Annotated in this window: 16 protein-coding genes; 12 read left to right on the top strand and 4 right to left on the bottom strand. The window is 67.6% G+C overall.

The window, feature by feature from the left end; all coding sequences use genetic code 11:
• Genes nosZ through GM656_RS17165 form a run of 5 tightly spaced genes read left to right on the top strand, consistent with a single transcriptional unit; the run spans position 1 to position 6,162 of the window.
• Positions 1-1,980, top strand: coding sequence for a TAT-dependent nitrous-oxide reductase (gene nosZ, locus GM656_RS17185; protein ID WP_162414925.1), 1,980 nt, complete (start codon positions 1-3; stop codon positions 1,978-1,980).
• Between the two features lie 28 nt (positions 1,981-2,008).
• Positions 2,009-2,797, top strand: a complete 789-nt coding sequence (locus GM656_RS17180) for a hypothetical protein (protein ID WP_162414924.1) — start codon at positions 2,009-2,011, stop codon at positions 2,795-2,797.
• The gene (gene nosD / locus GM656_RS17175; RefSeq protein WP_162414923.1) at positions 2,794-4,179 is read left to right on the top strand and encodes a nitrous oxide reductase family maturation protein NosD; all 1,386 of its coding nucleotides are present in this window, start codon (positions 2,794-2,796) and stop codon (positions 4,177-4,179) included. The genes GM656_RS17180 and nosD overlap by 4 nt, the downstream gene beginning before the upstream one ends.
• Entirely contained in the window at positions 4,166-5,152 is a 987-nt protein-coding gene (locus GM656_RS17170; protein ID WP_162414922.1) for an ABC transporter ATP-binding protein, read from the top strand. Before nosD ends, GM656_RS17170 begins: the two co-directional genes overlap by 14 nt.
• Positions 5,149-6,162 (top strand): ABC transporter permease, encoded by a 1,014-nt coding sequence (locus tag GM656_RS17165; protein WP_162414921.1) that lies wholly within the window; start codon positions 5,149-5,151, stop codon positions 6,160-6,162. The genes GM656_RS17170 and GM656_RS17165 overlap by 4 nt, the downstream gene beginning before the upstream one ends.
• Before the next feature lie 15 nt (positions 6,163-6,177).
• Here GM656_RS17165 and GM656_RS17160 read toward each other — a convergent pair whose 3' ends face one another.
• The 3 genes from GM656_RS17160 to GM656_RS17150 all read right to left on the bottom strand — a co-directional run bounded on the left by GM656_RS17160 (position 6,178) and on the right by GM656_RS17150 (position 9,213).
• Positions 6,178-7,074: a hypothetical protein gene (locus tag GM656_RS17160; RefSeq protein WP_162414920.1), complete on the bottom strand. Its 897-nt coding sequence runs from the start codon at positions 7,072-7,074 to the stop codon at positions 6,178-6,180.
• A gap of 39 nt (positions 7,075-7,113) precedes the next feature.
• On the bottom strand, positions 7,114-8,214 hold the full coding sequence (locus tag GM656_RS17155; RefSeq protein WP_162414919.1) for a hypothetical protein: 1,101 nt from the start codon (positions 8,212-8,214) through the stop codon (positions 7,114-7,116).
• A 168-nt stretch (positions 8,215-8,382) separates the two neighbouring features.
• Positions 8,383-9,213 (bottom strand): MBL fold metallo-hydrolase, encoded by an 831-nt coding sequence (locus GM656_RS17150; RefSeq protein ID WP_162414918.1) that lies wholly within the window; start codon positions 9,211-9,213, stop codon positions 8,383-8,385.
• A 169-nt stretch (positions 9,214-9,382) separates the two neighbouring features.
• Here GM656_RS17150 and GM656_RS17145 point away from each other — a divergent pair, with 169 nt between their 5' ends.
• On the top strand, positions 9,383-9,832 hold the full coding sequence (locus tag GM656_RS17145; protein ID WP_162414917.1) for a universal stress protein: 450 nt from the start codon (positions 9,383-9,385) through the stop codon (positions 9,830-9,832).
• 55 nt (positions 9,833-9,887) lie between these two features.
• Here the strand turns inward: GM656_RS17145 and GM656_RS17140 are convergent, their stop codons facing one another.
• On the bottom strand, positions 9,888-10,286 hold the full coding sequence (locus GM656_RS17140) for a YlbF family regulator (protein ID WP_162414916.1): 399 nt from the start codon (positions 10,284-10,286) through the stop codon (positions 9,888-9,890).
• Positions 10,287-10,404: 118 nt separating this feature from the next.
• Here GM656_RS17140 and GM656_RS17135 point away from each other — a divergent pair, with 118 nt between their 5' ends.
• From GM656_RS17135 to GM656_RS17110, 6 genes are all read left to right on the top strand, one after another.
• Entirely contained in the window at positions 10,405-10,938 is a 534-nt protein-coding gene (locus GM656_RS17135; RefSeq protein WP_162414915.1) for a hypothetical protein, read from the top strand.
• A gap of 94 nt (positions 10,939-11,032) precedes the next feature.
• Positions 11,033-12,349, top strand: coding sequence for a methyl-accepting chemotaxis protein (locus GM656_RS17130; protein WP_241692810.1), 1,317 nt, complete (start codon positions 11,033-11,035; stop codon positions 12,347-12,349).
• Positions 12,350-12,404: 55 nt separating this feature from the next.
• Positions 12,405-13,451 (top strand): diphthamide biosynthesis enzyme Dph2, encoded by a 1,047-nt coding sequence (dph2, locus tag GM656_RS17125; RefSeq protein WP_162414914.1) that lies wholly within the window; start codon positions 12,405-12,407, stop codon positions 13,449-13,451.
• 68 nt (positions 13,452-13,519) lie between these two features.
• Entirely contained in the window at positions 13,520-15,853 is a 2,334-nt protein-coding gene (locus GM656_RS17120; RefSeq protein WP_162414913.1) for a PAS domain-containing protein, read from the top strand.
• Entirely contained in the window at positions 15,846-16,292 is a 447-nt protein-coding gene (locus GM656_RS17115) for a response regulator (protein WP_162414912.1), read from the top strand. Before GM656_RS17120 ends, GM656_RS17115 begins: the two co-directional genes overlap by 8 nt.
• Before the next feature lie 3 nt (positions 16,293-16,295).
• Positions 16,296-17,366 carry a hybrid sensor histidine kinase/response regulator gene (locus GM656_RS17110; RefSeq protein WP_162414911.1) on the top strand — a complete coding sequence of 357 codons (1,071 nt, stop codon included), beginning with the start codon at positions 16,296-16,298 and terminating at the stop codon, positions 17,364-17,366.
• Positions 17,367-17,389: the final 23 nt, after the last annotated feature.

The following is a 17,389-nucleotide window of genomic DNA, read 5'->3' as shown; positions in this document are numbered from 1 at the left end:
ATGAGCGACGCAGAATCCCCGCGCGACCCGACGGACGTGATGGACGAGTACGAACAGACGCTCGACGAGGTGCTGGCGGAGGTGGACTCGCCACCGCGAGACGAAGACGACGGCGGCCTCTCGCTGGGCCTCCCCGGCCTCACGCTCGACCGGCGCGACTTCATGAAGGCCGGCGTCGCCGCCGGCGCGATGGGCTCGGTCGCGGGCTGTTCCGCCCTCAGCGGCGGTGGCGGCAGTTCCGGGAGCCAGTCGACGCCGTCCGGCAGCGGCGCGAGCCACGTCGTCGAACCCGGCGAACACGACGAGTACTACGGCTTCTGGTCCGGCGGCCACTCCGGCGAGCTGCGCGTCATCGGCATCCCGTCGATGCGCGAACTCACCCGCATCCCGGTGTTCAACACCGACTGCGCCTCGGGCTACGGCTACACGGACGGCACGCAAGAGCTGCTGGAGGAGGGCGGCGGCTACTCCTGGGGTGACAACCACCACCCGAACCTCTCGGAGACCGACGGCGACTACGACGGCGAGTACCTGTACGTCAACGACAAGGCCAACGGCCGCATCGCCCGCGTGAACCTCACCTACTTCGAGACGGACGCCATCACGGACGTGCCGAACATGCAGGCCATCCACGGCTGCTGTGTCCTCTCGCCCGACACGAAGTACGTGCTGGGTAACGGCGAGTTCCGCGCGCCCCTTCCCAACGACGGCCGTGACGTGAAGAACCCGGACAACTACACGTCGCTGTTCGTCGCCGTCGATCCCGAGTCGATGGAGACGCAGTGGCAGGTGAAAGTCGACGGGAACCTCGACATCGTCGACACGGGCAAGGAGGGCCGGTGGGCCATCGCCTCCTGTTACAACAGCGAGGAGGCCACGGACATCCAGGGAATGACCCGGGACGACCGGGACAACGTCAAGGCCTTCGACATCCCGGCCATCGAGCAGGCCGTCGAGAACGGGGAGTACGAGGAGGTCAACGGCATCCCCGTCGTCGACGGCACCCAGAGCAGTTCGCTCAATCAGGGCGACCGGCCGATCGTGAAGTACGTCCCGACGCCCAAGAGCCCCCACTGCGTCGAGGTCGGACCGAACGGCGACTACGCGTTCATCGCCGGGAAGCTCTCCCCGACGGTGACGATGCTCGACCTGAACAAACTCCCGGAGGTGTCGGACCCCGCCGAGGCCGTCGCTGGCCGTCCGCGGGTCGGCCTCGGGCCGCTGCACACGACTTTCGACGGCAACGGCCACGCCTACACGTCCCTGTTCATCGACTCGCAGGTGGCGAAGTGGGACATCCAGGCCGCCGTCGAGGCCGACGAGGGCTCCGAGGAGCCCATCATCGAGAAGCAGGACGTCCACTACAACCCCGGCCACATCCAGGCGCTCGAAGCGATGACGACCGACCCCGACGGCGAGTGGCTGGTCAGCCTCAACAAGCTCTCGAAAGACCGGTTCCTCCCCGTCGGCCCCATCATGCCCGACAACGACCAGCTCATCCACATCGGGCAGGGCGAGGAGTCGATGGAACTGGTCGCCGATCACCCGGCCTACCCCGAGCCACACGACTGCGTCTTCGCCCACAAGGACAAGATCGACGCGAAGAAGGTCTACGACAAGGCCGACTACGACCAGACCTACATCACCGAGGAGGACTCCGGCGTCGAGCGCACGGGCGAGAACAGCGTCCACGTCAAGATGACGACCAAGCGCTCGGAGTTCGGACTCCCCGACTTCACGGTCCAGGCGGGCGACGAGGTGAAGCTGTCCACGACCAACATCGAGGGCGTCCAGGACATCATCCACGGCGTCGCCATCCCCGAACACGACATCAACTACGCCGTGGCTCCCCAGGACACCCGCGAGGTCACGTTCACGGCCGACGACCCGGGCGTGTACTGGATCTACTGCACGTACTTCTGTAGCGCCCTGCACCTGGAGATGCGCAGTCGGATGATCGTCGAACCGGCGGAGGAGTAACCGCGTCCCCCTTCGGAGGTGTCCAGTCATGCAACGACCCACCCTCGACGACTTCCGCGAGGTCAGGCGGGGCCTCCCCGTGCTAGCGGCGCTGCTGTTCGTCGCGGCGCTCGCGTTCCCGATGTGGCGCATCAGCGTCGACGCCGTGCAGTACCCCAGCACGACGCTGCACGTCAATCTGTACGCCTACCCGCGGCTGACCGGGGACTACACCGAGATGGCCCGGCTGAACCACTACATCGGGTTCTACTTCCCGGACCCGGTGTTCATCGAGCCGAACTACCCGGTGGAAGAGCGGGCCATCGACGTGCCCGAGTGGTCGCTGGGGCCGTTCGCGTTCGTCGCCGTCTCACTGTTGTCGGTGTTCGTCGCCGTCGCACCGACAGCCGGGAAGCTCAAGCGCGGCCTGACCTACCAGTTCGCCGGCACGGTGCTCGTGTTCACCGTCATGCTCGCAGACATCCAGTTCCGGCTCTGGCAGGCCGGGCACACGCTCGACCCCGACGCCCCGGTGATGGGCGTCAGCGGCTTCACGCCGCCGTTGTGGGGGCGCTATCAGGTCGCGAACATCACCAGCGTCTCGCGATTCGGCCTCGGCGCGTACATGGCGATGGCCGCCGTCGCCCTGCTGGCCGCGGCGTTCTACTACCGCGACCGTGCGGTGACGTTCGGCGAGCTACCGGGTCGGCTCCGTGACGGCGTCACGGGCCTGCCCGGCGCAGTCCGCCGACGAGGCGGCCAAGACCGCGACGAGGACGACGGCTCGCACCGACCGACGACGACCACCGACGGAGACAGGGTTCCGAACCACCGATGACACCCACGTCCCACGGACTGGAGCGCGCGTTCACCGTCGCGATAGCGGCTGTACTGGTCTTTTCCGTCGTCGCTGCGAGCGCAGCGAGCGCCGACGGCGGACCCGACGACGACCTCGCGTTCGACCCCGACGTCTCGGATCCCGAGTCGTTCAGTGCCCCGTCGGCCGACGGCGTCGCAACGGTCGACGGCGAGACGTACGAGAGCGTGCAGGCGGCCGTCGACGCGGCCGACCCCGGTGAGACCGTCCGGCTTGACGGCCGCTTCGACGAGACCGTCGTCGTCGCGACGCCGAACGTCACGCTCGCGGGGAGCGGCCCCGGCACGGCGCTGCTCCACGGCGACGGGGAGGGAGACGTGCTCACCGTCGACGCGCCGGGCGTGACCGTCGCGGGACTCTGGGTCCGCAACGGCGGGTACAGCACCGCGGAGAACGACGCCGCGGTCTACGTCAACGCCAGCCGCGTCACCGTTCGCGACAGCCGCGTCACGGACATGACGTTCGGCATCTGGCTGAACGGTGTCAGCGACGCTCGTATCGCGAACAACACCATCGTCGGCCGCGCGGAGATCACGCGCCTGACCGACCGCGGCAACGGCATCCAGATCTGGAAGACCGAGGACAGCGTCGTCCGGAACAACGACATCACGACGGTCCGCGACGGCATCTACTACAACTGGGCGAAGGACGTGGTCGCCACGGGGAACGCGATGTGGGACCTCCGCTACGGGGTCCACTACATGTACTCCGACGACTGCGTCCTGCGGAACAACACCGCCTTCGACAACGACGCCGGCTACGCGCTGATGGTGTCGAAGCACCTCGTCGTCGCCGACAACGTCGCGGTGAACAACACGGGCCAGTCCGGCCACGGCATCCTCGTCAAGAGCATCGACGACACGGACATCAGGGGCAACCACCTCGTCGGCAACGGCAACGGCCTGTTCGTCTACAACTCCGTCAGCAACCGCGTCGTCGGGAACCTCGTCGCCGGCAACGACGTGGGCGTCCACATCTCCGCCGGCAGCACCGAGGAGACCGTCTACAACAACAGCTTCGTCCGGAACGACCGGCCGGTGCTCGCGGTGATGAACGACCAGGTCCACTGGAACGAGAGCGTCGGCAACTACTGGTCCCGGGCGAACCCGACCGACGTGGACGACGACGGCGTCGGCGACACGCGCTACAGGCCGGCCGGCGCGGTCCAGCAACTGACCGCCGAGAAGCCCGCGGCGCGGGTGTTCGCCAGCAGTCCGGCGTTCGACGCCGTCCGGCTGGCCGAGTCGTCCGTGCCGGTCGTCCGCTCGCCCGGCGTGGTCGACGCCCGCCCGCTCACCGAACCGCCCCACGACAACTGGAGGACGTACTATGAACGTGATTGACGTCGACGACGTATCGAAATCCTACGGCGACGTGCGCGCGCTCGACGGGCTCTCGCTGTCCGTCGAACGGGGGACGACCCTCGGCGTGTTCGGCACGAACGGCGCGGGGAAGACGACCCTGTTCAAACTGCTCGTCGGACTGAACCGCCCCGACGCCGGGACGGTGACCGTCGCCGGGGCGGACCCGGCCGACGGGACCACCGTCCGCGAGCGGGTCCGTTACCTGCCCGAGCACGCCGGCTTCCCGCCGGCGCTCACCGGCAGGGAGATACTCCGCTTCCACGCCCGGATGCGGTCGGTTCCGGCCGACCGCCGCGAGCGCCACGTCGAGCGGATCCTTCACACCGTCGGGCTGGCCGACGCCGCGGACCGACGCGTCGGCGGCTACTCGAACGGGATGAACCGCCGCCTCGGTCTCGGGACCGCGCTGGTCGGCGAGCCGGCAGTCCTGATACTGGACGAGCCGACCGCCGGGCTGGACCCGGACGGCATCCGCGCGTTCCACGACGTTGTGGCGTCGCTCGGAGAGAAGACCGACGTGACCATCGTCTTCTCCTCGCACGCGCTCGGCGAGATTCAGCGCCTCTGCGAGGAGGCGGTCGTCGTCGCCGACGGCCGGGTCGCCGCGGCCGGGCCGGTCGAGGACCTCCGGCGCGCCGCCGCAGACGAGGTCACGGTGTCGCTCTCGTTCGACAGGGAGGCGGACGCCGAAGGCGCGGCGGCCGCGCTCCGGGACCACGCGGCGGCGCTGGCCGTCGACCGCACCGACCTCGACGCGACGGCCACGGCCGAGCCGGCCGCTGCCTACGACCTCCTGACGGCGGTCGGAGAAGACTACGACATCGACCGCTTCGAAGTCCGGGAGCCCGGGCTGGAGGCCGCGTTCCACGAGGCGGTCGGCACGAGCGACGACCGGGCGTCTGAGACGGGCGCGGACACCGCCGCCGACGACTCGGGAGGTGAGCCGGCGTGAGCGACGACCGCGCTGGCGACGCGCCCTCCGGAGCGTCGACCGCGCCGACCCACGCGACCGACGCCGCTCCCGACGGTGGCGTCGCCGTCGACGGGCCGGCCGCCAGGCTCGACGGCGGTGGGACCGAACAACAGGTGAGCGGCCCGACCGCGGACGCGACCGACGGCCGCGCCGCGGACGCCGCCGAACGGTCCGCGTTCGCCCGACTGGCCGACGGCGGTCTCGTGACCATCGCACGGCGCGAGTACCGCCTGGCGGTCCGGAGCCGGTGGGCGCTCGGCGTCGCGCTCTTGTTCGGCTTCTTCACCGCCGCTGTCGTCCAGTTCGGCGCGAGTTCGGTCGGTCCCGGTCGCTTCGACGCGGTCGTGGCGACCATCGCCGAACTCGGCGTCTACCTCGTCCCGCTGGCGGCGCTCGCGGTCGGCTACGACGCAGTCGTCGGCGCGGACGAGCGAGGCTCGCTCGAACTCCTGCTCGCGCTCCCGGTCTCGCCGGGCCGCGTCGTCGTCGGCACGGCGCTCGGCCGCGCGACGGTCCTGGTGGGGTCGATGCTGCTCGGCTTCGTCCCCGGCGGGCTGTTGCTCGTCCGCTACCTCGGCGTCGCGAGCGTCGGGCCGTACGCGGCCGTCGCGCTCGCCGCGGCGCTCACGGGCTGTGCGATGCTCGGCGTCGCCGTCTTGCTCTCGACGGTCGCGCGAACCAAGACCCACGCGCTCGGTGCGTCGCTGGCCGTCTGGCTGTGGGTGGCGCTGCTGCACGACCTCGCGGCGCTCGGGGCCGTCGCCGGGTTCGACCTCGGATCGGGAGCCATCGCCGCGGCGGTGCTGCTCAACCCCGTCGACTGCTTCCGCGTGCTCGCGCTCTCGCAGGTGGACGTGGTCGCCGGCGGCTTCGCCGGCGTGCTGGCGCAGGCCGGCCTCTCGACGCCGGCGGTCGCCGCAACGCTGGTCGCCTGGCTGGTCGTTCCGGTCGCGGTCGCCACCCGACTCGTCCGCAGACGGCGGCTGTGAGCAGCTAACAGTTCTTCAGACGGACTGCAGCGCCGTCTCTTCCGGGTCCTCGAACAGGTCGGCGACGAGCCGGGTCGTCTCGGTCCGCTCGTGGGCGTTTTCCAGCAGCACCGTCTCGCTGGGGAACAGCCGCTCGCCGAGTTCGAGGCCGTGGTCGCGCGCTGTCGACCCCGTCACGGTGAGGTAGACGCCGAGGCCGGTCGCCGCGATGTCGGCCTCCTCCTCGCTGCCGTTCCTCGGGTAGGTAAAGCAGATGTCGTCGAGCGCGCCGGTTCCCAGCACCGCCTCGACCAGCCGCTCGTAGCGCGGCGAGATGCACAGCTCGCCCTCGTAGTTCGCGACGAACGCGCGGTCGAGGGGGCCGTCCTGCGAGTCCGCGACCTCCGGCGTCCCGAGCAGGGTGTGGTACACCGTGTCGCCGAGGCCGGTCACCACGCGAACGTCGGTGTCGAGCGGGTCGATGCGGTCGTTGATCTCGTCGATGCTGGTCAGCGCCTCGTCACGGAGCTGAACGACCTCCTCGAGGACGAGGTCGGCGCTGTCGAACCCGAGCGCGAACTCGTGGGTTCGCAGGGCGCGAAACGGCTCCTCGCGGCCGACGAGCTGCACGTCGCCGTGGTCGGTCGGGACGGTGACGCTGTCGAAGACGATGCGGCGCGGCATCCCCTCGCGGTCGTCGCGCAGCAGCGTGAACTCGGGTTCGTGAGGGTCGTCGAGCGTGGAGTAGTCGCCGATGCGATGGTACACGTCGCCGTCGGCGTCCTGGGTCCCTTTGGTGATGGCCTTCTCGTAGCGAAGCGTCGAGATGATCTCGTCGGCCAGCTCGGTCGCGCCGGTGCGCGCGGCGAGTCGCTCCAGCACGGCTTCGAGGGGCCGGCCCTTGCGGGGGACGGCCACTCTCGTCGTCGTCATTATGCAGGCACAGACGGTGGATCGGTAAAACGAGTTCGGTTACTCGCCGCCGCCGATGACCGAGGAGAGCTGTTCGCGCCACTCCTTGAGGTCCTCGATCTCCGACTCCGTCTCGTCCACCCGATCGGCGAGTTCGCCCTCGCCGATCTCGTCGCGGACGGCCTCGATTTCGCCCTCCAGATCGTCCACCTGGCTCTCGATGTCGTTCACGTCGGTCGCCAGCGTGTCGACTTCCTCGGAGGCCTCCGCGGCGGCCGATTTCGCCGTCTGAATGTCGTCTTCGAAGTCGTCGAGCGTCGATTCGAAGGACTCCAGGCGCTCGCTGAAGTCCTCGATCATGTCCTCGCCGGTCCCGTTCTCGTCCAGGAACTCCTCGAGCGCGCCCGTGTAGGCCCGAAGGTCGGCGATATCGGCCTGAAGCCGCTGGATTCGGGCCTCGTTGACGCCGTCGTCGGCCGTCTCATCGTCGTCGGAGACGGCGTCCAGCGCTCGTTTGAGCAGTTTTACGTCATCGGCCGAGACGTTCTGCTGGCGGATCTCCTCGGCCATGGTCGCGATGACTGCGCCGGTCTCCACCTCGGCGTCGGCCGTCGACCCGTCCCCCTCGCTCGACTCGGCCCCGGCGTCCGGGTTGTTCGGATCCGCGAGCTCCAGTGTCTCGATGTCCTCGTCTTCGTCGCCATCCTCGTCCAGGCCGGGGACGCTGTCCACGTCACCGGAGATCACGTCGCGAACCGCGTCGGAACTGCCGACGAGGTCCTCCTCACCGTCGTCGAGCGGCGGATCGACGCTCTCGATTTCGGGTTCGGTGAGGAACTTTTCGACGTCGTCGGTCCCGGTCGCGCGGATGCCGTACACCGTCGTGTAGTCGGCCTCCGGGTCGAGTTCCTTCTCGAAGGCGATTCGGTCCTCGTTGATGTCCCAGTACTCACTTCCGTACTCCGGATGGAAGCCGAGGTCTTCGACCGCCACGTCCTCGGGGACCGTATCGACGAGTCTGACGGTGACCGCCCCAGTCCGACGCGACCGGAGATTGAACGCGATCGCGGGGACGGGAAACTCGTCCGCCTCGAACCGCTTTGTCACCGTCACGCCGTCGGACGCGACAGTGACCTCCTCGTAGGCCTGTGTATCGCTCATGCACTGTATGCGCTCATCAACGGTATTAAAGGTACGTACCTGGCCAACATTTACACCTTTTTTCCGAACGTCTGTCCTTAAGATAATGGCCGTTTTTCACGACTGGTAACGAGACCAGTCGTCGGCTATCGGTTCCGATCACCGCGCTTTCACCCGCTTCTGATTCCGCTACAGGTCGTAGCGGTCCCCGATTTCGACGACCGATAGGGACTCGGGATACTCGAAGCTGTTGGCGTGGTTGTGTAGCACCGTCGGCTCCGTCGTCATGCCCTTCCACATGTCCCAGTGAGTGGGCAACAGCGTGTCCAACTGGAGTTCGTTGGCGGCCTCGACGATCATGTTCTCGTCGTTGTACCACTTCGTCCGCTTGGGTTCGCCGGTCTCCTTGTCGTCGATCATCCCGACCGCGCCGAACGCCAGCGCGGCCGCGTCGATGTCGTAGCGCTCGCCGACCGCCTCGAACTCGCCGGGTCGCGCGTCGCCGCCGTGGAAGAAGGTCCCGGACTCGTGCTCGAAGACGTACGACACCGGGTGGTCGGCGTCGGGGTCGTTGGCCGGTTCGACGTGGACCGTCAGGTCGCCCACCTCGACGGTGTCGCCCTCCGCGACCTCGTGCAGTTGGTCGTCGACGACGCTCCAGTGCTCCATCCAGCCCTCGTCGTCGATGACTTCGTGGCCGCTGTCGGTCGTGTAGTAGTCCGCACCCGTGCCGGCGAGGATCGGGGCCTGGGACGGTCCGTGGACGTGGTCGACGTGCTCGTGGGTCCCGAAGACGGCGTCGCACTCCGTGATGTCCTCGGGGTTGAACGGCACCGGGATCATCCGCACGGTCCGGGGCGGGTCCCCGGTGCCCAGGTACGGATCGACGAACACCGTCGTTCCGCCGCTCGATTTCAGAATGAACCCGTTACAGCCCAGATACCAGATCGCCAGTCCGTCGGGCGAGGCCGACTCGACCGCGCGCGGCAGCCAGTCCTCCCAGTCTGATTCGACCGTCATACCCGGGAGTGTCCGTCCCTGTCGCTAAGGTGTTTCGAAGACCGTAGCGGCGCGTGCTCGCCGGGCGTCTCCGAGCGGCACGCGGCGGGTCCGCCGTTCGACGGCCCGCTCTCGCTCGTCGGGAACCCGACACCGGTTTTATTTCGTGACCCGGCGTAGCCGGACCCGAATGTACGACACGATACTGCTGGCCACGGACGGTACCGTCGCGTCGAGGGACGCGGAATCGCACGCGATCTCGCTGGCGCAGTCGCACGACGCGACGCTGCACGCCCTGTTCGTCGTCGACGAGGACGTGTACACCGCCTACAGCGGCGACGAGTACGTCGACGAGGCGGAGGGGCCGGAGCACGGCCTCGAAGAGGAAGGGGAAGAAGCGCTCGCGGCGGTGCGTGAAGCCGCCGAGGACGCGGGCGTCGACGTCGTCGAGACGCTGATCCACGGGAGCCCGGTCGAGTCGATCATCGCCACCGCAGAGGACAGCGACGCCGACGTGATCGTCCTCGGGACCAAGCGCCGCCCGGCGGAGTACCGCAGCCTGCTCGGGAGCGTCACCGACAAGGTCGTGCGGCTGACGGCGCGGCCGACCGTCGTCGTGAAGACCGAAGTCGACGAGTAGCGCCGCTCCGCGCTCGTTCGGGACGGGAAAACGGCGCTCTGTCGGAGGCCGGTGCTCAGTCCTCGCAGCAACCGCCGGCCTTCTGGCCGAAGTCGACTGCCAGTTCCTCGGAGACGACCTCGTTGAGTTCCTGCAGGCGCAGTTCGAGTTCGTTCTGGGCCTGGAGGTAGTCGCTCATCACCGGGATGTCGTGGAGCTCCTCCTGTTTCTGCTGGACCGTGCGGAGGTCCTCCTGCGAGGCCTGGCCGGTCTGGCGCGCGAGCATGAACTCCTCGCGGATCTGCTCGAACTCCTGGATGGCCTCCTGGGCCTCCTCGTGGTTTTCGACGGCGTCCTTGGCCGCCTCGAATCGCTGGTACACCGGCAGTTCGGCGATCGCTTCGCCGAACTCCGTCGCGAGCTCATCGACGCGGTCGCCGTCGACGTCGGCGGCGGTGTCGGTCTCGATGCTCATCGCCAGACGGTTTGGACTCGGGCGGTATAGGCCTGCCGAAACCCCGAGCCGGTCCGGGCGCGGAACACGCGGTCCGGCGCGGGCGAGCGTTGAATAGCCGCCGGTGAGTCCATCGGACATGCAACTGGTCGAGGGGATCGGTGCAGTGCTCGCGATATTCCTGTACCTCCTGCTGTTGGCGGTGCTGGGGCTGGGGATATTCTTCGGGCTCGCGGCTACGGTCGGACTGGTCGGCGCGGTACCGTCGATACCCCTCATGTACGTCCTCCCGGACGTGCGTCGGTTCCTGGCGCTCGCCACCGGCGGCGGTCCAGACGACGAGACGCCGCCGTGGCGCGTCGCGATCCGGCCCCGGTACCTGCTCCTGTCGATGGCGGGCGGCGTCGCCTACGGGACGGTCTTTCTGCTCCTGTTTATCCCGGTTCGGGAACTCGGGCTGGTGGACGTGACGGTCGGTCCGGTCCCCGTCTGGCTGGGTATCCCGGTCGCGTTCGTCGGGTTCGCCGTCCCGGTGGCGTACGTCGCCCATCGGAACTCGCGCGCCTGGACGGAGGCGACCGACGCACGCTCGGCGCTCCTCCAGTGGCTCGCGTTCGTGAGCGCGGTCGTGGCCGTCGAGTCGACTGTCCCGTTTCTCGCGATATGGCTCTGAGGACGGTGATCGACCGACAGCGGCCACCATCTCGTTATCAAAGTTTGAGATTGGCTGTGTGGATTTATCAGCCCGAACGTATTTCGCTCACGTGATGACCACGGAGGGACACGCGAAGCAGTTACTGCCCGAGTCGATAGCGTCCAGCGACGAGTTCTGGCTCCACGCGTTCGAATCGCTCATCGAAGACCTGCCGGAGGGCGCGTTCATCGTCGACGCGGACGGCGATATCACGCACTGGAATCAGGCGGTCGCCGAGATGCTCGGACTGCCGGCGAGCGAGGCGATCGGGCTGAACGCCTACGACGTGTTCGGGACGGAGGGCGAGTCGGAGACGCTCGCGGAGGAAGTGATCCGGACCGAAACGCCGAAGCGAGAGGCCGAGTTTCGGTCCGCGGAGCGCCCCGACGGGACGCTGGCACACGCTCGTGCGCTGGCGATCCCGCTCCTGAGTCCGAGCGGTGAGGCCGTCGGTGCGGTGGAGCTGTTGCTCGACTTCAGCGACATCGTCAATCAGCGCGAGGACCTGCGTGACCTCCAGTCGCAGATGGCCGAGGACGTCGACCAGGCTGTCGGCGAACTCAGCGAGTCGGCGAGCGCGGTCACGGAGCAGTCCGACGAGATCAGAGAGGTGGCCGCGGAGCAGGCGGACAACCTCGACGAGGTCCAGACCGAGGTCTCCGGCTTCGGCGCGACCGTCGAGGAGATCGCGTCCAGCGCCGAGGAGGTGAGCGCACAGAGCGGCGAGGCGCGCGAACTCGCGGCGGAGTCCGTCGAGACCGCGACGGAGACGATCGAGCGCGTGGAAGACGCGACCGAGTCGGCGGAGCAGGTCGCCGAGGACGCGGAGGAACTGCGCGGCCACGTCGAGGAGATCGACGAGTTCGTCGAAGTGATCAACGACATCGCCGACCAGACGAACATGCTGGCGCTCAACGCGAACATCGAGGCCGCGCGGAGCGACGGCAACAGCGACGGGTTCGCCGTCGTCGCCGACGAGATCAAGGAGCTAGCGGACCAGTCCAAACAGCACGCCGACGAGGTCGAGCGGATCGTCGCGGAGGTCCGAGAGATGACCGACGACACCGCCACGAACGTCGGGGAGACCACGGACGCGATTCAGCGGTCGCTCGGCGACCTCGAAACCGTCCTCGACAACCAGGAGGCGATCCTCTCGGCGACGACGGAGACCGACCAGGGAATCAGTGAAATCGCCGAAGCGACGGACGAACAGGCCGCGAGCGCCGAGGAGATCGCCGGGATGATCGACGAGGTCGCGGACAGAGCCGCCGAAATCGCCGCGGCGATCGACGAACTTGCGGACGCGAACGGGACCCAGCACCAGAAGGTCCGAGACCTGGAGGCGAACGTCGAGCGCGTCGAGCAGCAACTGAACACGATCATGGAGTGAGCGGGCGCTTCCCGAAACACGGGGGTTATGCCGCTCGAACGGATACACGGTTGCAATGAGTCAAGAGCGGACCGAGGGCGACCTCCGGAACACCGGGCTGTCGCTCAAACACGATCGCGAGTGGGACTACGAACTCGATCGCATCATCGACGCCGTCGAGGAGCGTGACGCCGAGAAGGTGGGCCTCCAGTTCCCCGAGGGACTGAAGCGACGCGGCCCGGCCGTCGCCGACGACCTCCGCGAGGAACTGCCCGACGACGTGACCGTGCTGCTCTCCGGCCAGCCCTGTTACGGGGCCTGCGACCTCGACACGTACATGATGCGCCGGACGGACGTGTTCGTCCACTTCGGGCACTCCCCGATGAAGGAGTCCGAGAAGATCATCTACGTGCCGCTGTTCTCCAACGTCGACGTCTTCCCCATCATGGAGCAGGCCCGCGAGGAACAGCTCGCGGACCCCGAGGACGACCCCGACGTGGGGCTGGTGACGACGGCCCAGCACATGAACAAGTTCGACGAGATGCGCGAGTGGCTCGAAGAGCGCGGCTACACCGTCCACACGCGGCGCGGCGACGAGCGGCTGACCCACGAGGGGCAGGTGCTCGGCTGTAACTACGCCAGCGCCGACGTGGACGCCGACCAGATGCTGTACGTCGGCGGCGGGAAGTTCCACCCGCTCGGACTCGCGATGGAACACCCCGAGAAACACGTCGTCATCGCGGACCCGGTCAACAACGTCGTCACCGTCGCGGACACGGAGAAGTTCATGAAACAGCGCTACGCCTCGGTCCACAAGGCGATGGACGCCGAGACGTGGGGCGTCATCTTCTGCACGAAGATCGGGCAGGGCCGCTGGGAGAAAGCCGAGGAGATCGTCGAGAACAACGACAACGCCTACCTCATCACGATGGACGAGGTGACGCCGGACCGCCTGACGAACTTCGGGATGGACGCCTACGTCAACACCGGCTGTCCGCGCATCACGACCGACGACGGCCCGCAGTTCAAGAAGCCGATGCTCACCCCGGGCGAATACGAGATCGCAGTCGGCGAGAAGCCTCTCGAGTCGCTGGAGTTCGACACGTTCCACGGCACCTGGTAGCCGGATCTGATTTTCGCATCTGAGAACCGGACGCGTAGTTCCTTATATCTGCCAGCCGATTCATCGCTATGGCCTCGACAGAGGGTGAGAGCCAGCCCTACCGGGACGTGTTCGACGCGTCCCCGGACCCGATTTTCGTTCACGATCCCGACTCCGGCGAGGTCACCGGGGCGAACGCCGCCGCGGCCGACCTCCTCGGCGTCGACCCCGAGCAGATCGCCGGGATGCACGTCGGGGATTTCAGCCCCCCGGAGTACTCGACGGCCGCGGCGAACGACCTGATACGGACCGCTCACGAGACCGGCGAGTCACACGTGGAGTGGAAAGTCGAGGGTCCGGACGGTGACCCACGATGGACCGACGTCGAACTCCGGGGGACGACCATCGACGGGGAACCGCGAGTCGTCGCCTACGCCCGGGACGTGACCGAGTATCGGGCCGCAGAGCAACGGTACCGCACCGAGCGGAACCTCCTCGACAGGCTGCTGGACGTCAGCCCCGTCGGGATCGTCATCCACGGCGCCGACGGAACGATCCAGCGGACGAACGAACGGGCGGAGTCGATGCTCGGGGTCGACCGGGCGGAACTCGTCGGTGCGGAGTCCGTCCCGGTGCAGTTCGATCTGCGCACGGTCGATGGAGACCCGCTCAGCGAAGACAGGGCACCCGTCGAGCGCGTTCTCGAGACCGGGTCGACCGTCACGGACACCGAACTGAGATTCACGCGAGGGGACGGAGAGAAGGTCGTCGCCTCGGTCAGCGCGACGCCAATGTTCGGCGACGGCGGGAGCATCGAGCGAGTCGTCGTGAGTCTCGCGGACGTCACCACGCGCCGGGAGCGGGAACGGCGACGCAAGGAACGGAACGAACAGCTCCGGACGATGGTCGATAATCTCCCGGTCGTCGTGTTCACGCTCGACCCGGACGGCGTGTTCACTCACTCGGCTGGACGGGGACTGGCGACGCTCGGGCTCGAAGCGGGCGAGCTCGAGGGCGTCTCGGTCTTCGACGCCTACGCCGGCTATCCGGACGTGATCGACGCCGTGACCGCGGCGCTCGACGGCGAGGAGGTGCGTACGACGCAAGCCCTAGACGGTCTGACGTTCGAGACGTGGTATCAGCCGGTCCACGACGACGCGGGCGATCTGAAGAACGTCGTCGGCGTCGCGCGCGACATCACCGAACTGACGCGCCGGCAGGCCCGCGTCGAACGGCTCAACGACGCCACGCAGGAGCTGCTGTTCGCGGAGTCGCGCGAGGAGATCGGCGACGCGGTGACGCGGATCGCCCGAGACGTGACCGGGCGACCGCTCGCGGCGATGTGGGCCTACGACGAGGAGGCCCACGAGCTCAATCTCGTCGGTACCACGATCGAGAACGCCGAGTTCGAACCGCCCGACGACGTCGACGTGGCTCCCGTCGAGCCGGGTCACGACGAGATGTCGATCTTCGAGGACGGCGAGGTGACCTATATCCGGGACTACCGGGAGCTGTCGGCTCCGTCGAACCCGGACGCTCCGCTCCGGTCGGTCCTGTGTCTCCCGCTGGACGAATACGGCATGCTGATGATCGGCGCTGAGTCGGTCGAGCAGTACGGCGAGACCGAGCGCCATCTCCTCGAGATTCTCTCGAGCACGACAACCGCGGCGCTCGATCGGGCCGAGCGGGCGCACGAACTCCGCGAGTATCGCGACGAACTCGAACGCTCCAACGAGAGCCTCCAGCAGTTCGCCTACGTGGCCTCACACGACCTGCAGGAGCCGCTCCGGATGGTTTCGAGTTACGTCGACCTCCTCGATTCGGAGTACGGCGACGACCTGGACGACGAGGCCAGCGAGTACATGGCGTTCGCGGTCGACGGTGCTCGTCGGATGCAGGAGATGATCGACGGCCTGCTGGCGTACTCGCGGGTCCAGACGGACGCCAGGGAGTTCGAAGAGACCGACGCCACCGCCGTCCTCGACGAGACGATCACCGCCCTCCAGTTCCACATCGCGGACGCCGACGCGGAGGTGACGGCGGCGGATCTCCCCCCTGTGGAGGCAGACTCGAACCAGCTCGGCCAGGTCTTCCAGAACCTCGTCAAAAACGCCGTCACGTACGCCGACGACGGCGAAACGCCGCCGCGGATCGAAATCGACGCCGAGCGTGGCGAGGAGATGGTGACGTTCAGCGTCTCCGACAACGGGCCCGGGATTCCGGAGTCCGCGAGAGAGGACGTCTTCGAAGTGTTCACGCGCGCAGGGACCCACGACGCCGAGGGGACCGGCATCGGGCTCCCCGTCTGTGAGCGCATCGTCCACCGGCACGGGGGCGAGATCTGGGTCGAGTCGCCGCCCGGCGAGGGCGCGACGTTCCGGTTTACCGTGCCAGCGGTCACAGAACAGGAGAACTATGTCTGAGAACCCAAACGGAGAACCGATCGAGATACTGCTCGCCGAGGACAACCCCGGCGACGTGAAACTGACGGAGAAGGCCCTCGAGAAGGGGAACGTACTCAACAACCTCCACGTCGTCACCGACGGCGTCGAGGCGCTCCAGTTCCTGCGAAGGGAAAACGAGTACGACGACAAACCGCGACCGGACCTGCTGTTGCTGGATCTCAACATGCCGCGAAAGGGTGGCCGCGAGGTCCTCGACGACGTGAAGTCCGATCCGGAACTGCGGCGCATCCCCGTCGTCGTGCTGACGAGTTCGGAGGCCGAAGAAGACATCGTCGCCTCGTACGACCTGCACGCGAACGCCTATCTCACGAAACCGGTGAACTTCGACGGCTTCATCGACACGATCAATCGAATCGAGGACTTCTGGCTGACCGTCGTCAAGCGGCCCCCGAAGTGACCGATGTCGGAGACGTCCACGCGGCTCGATGTCCTCCTCGTGGAAGACAACCCCGGCGACGCGAAGCTCGTCGAGCACTACCTCGATCTCCCGGCGGTCTCGCAGTTCGTCGACGACCTGACGCTGGACCACGTGGAGTCCCTGGACGAGGCCGCCGGCGAAGCCGCGAGCCACGACGTGGTACTGCTCGACCTCGGCCTCCCCGGATCGACCGGACTGGAAACGCTCGACAGGGCGACCGACCTGCTCGCGGAGACGCCGATCATCGTCCTGACGGGGATGAGCGACCAGGAAACGGCGCTCGAAGCGGTCAGGCGCGGGGCACAGGACTACCTCCCGAAAGGCGATCTTGACGGCGATCGCCTCGTCAGAGCGCTCCGGTACACCGTCGTTCGGAGCCGCCAGCAAGACCGGCTCCGTCGCCAGGCCGACCGGATGGAGTTCTTCAACAGCATCCTCCGTCACGACATGCTCAACGGGATGAACGTCATTCGGGCCAGAGGCGAGATGCTGGAGGCGGAACTCGGCGGTCAGCAGGGCGAGTTCGCGGCGACGATCGTCGACTGGAGCGACGACATCATCGCGTTGACCGGAAAGGTCCGATCGGTGCTCGACACGGTGTCCGAGCAGGGTATCACCGACGTCAGTCGGGTCGAACTCGCACCGGCCATCGAAGCCGCGGCCGACCGGGCGCGGTCGATGAGCGACGGCTGCCGCGTGACCGTGGAACCGGTGGACGTCGTCGTCCAGGCCGACGAACTCCTCGAGGACGTGTTCAGCAATCTGTTTATCAACGCCGTCGAGCACGGCGGCGACGACGTGACCGTGTCCGTCACGACGACGCTCGACGAGTCCTCGGTGACGGTCCGAGTCGCCGACGACGGGCCGGGCGTCTCTCCGGCCGAGCGGCGAACGGTCTTCCGTCGCGGGAAGAAGGGGACGGAGTCCACCGGGACCGGGTTCGGGCTCTACTTCGTCGACGCGATGGTCGACAGCTACGGCGGATCGATCCACGTCGAGGACAGCGATCTCGGGGGCGCGGCCTTCGTGGTCGACCTCCCGCTGGGAGTATAACCTTCGAGCATTTCCAAACATTT

This window comes from Haloarcula salina (assembly GCF_010119195.1).
GTDB classification, from domain to species: Archaea; Halobacteriota; Halobacteria; order Halobacteriales; family Haloarculaceae; genus Haloarcula; species Haloarcula salina.
The sequence above is the reverse complement of the archived record's forward strand: the minus strand, read 5'-3'. Positions and strand labels throughout refer to the sequence as shown.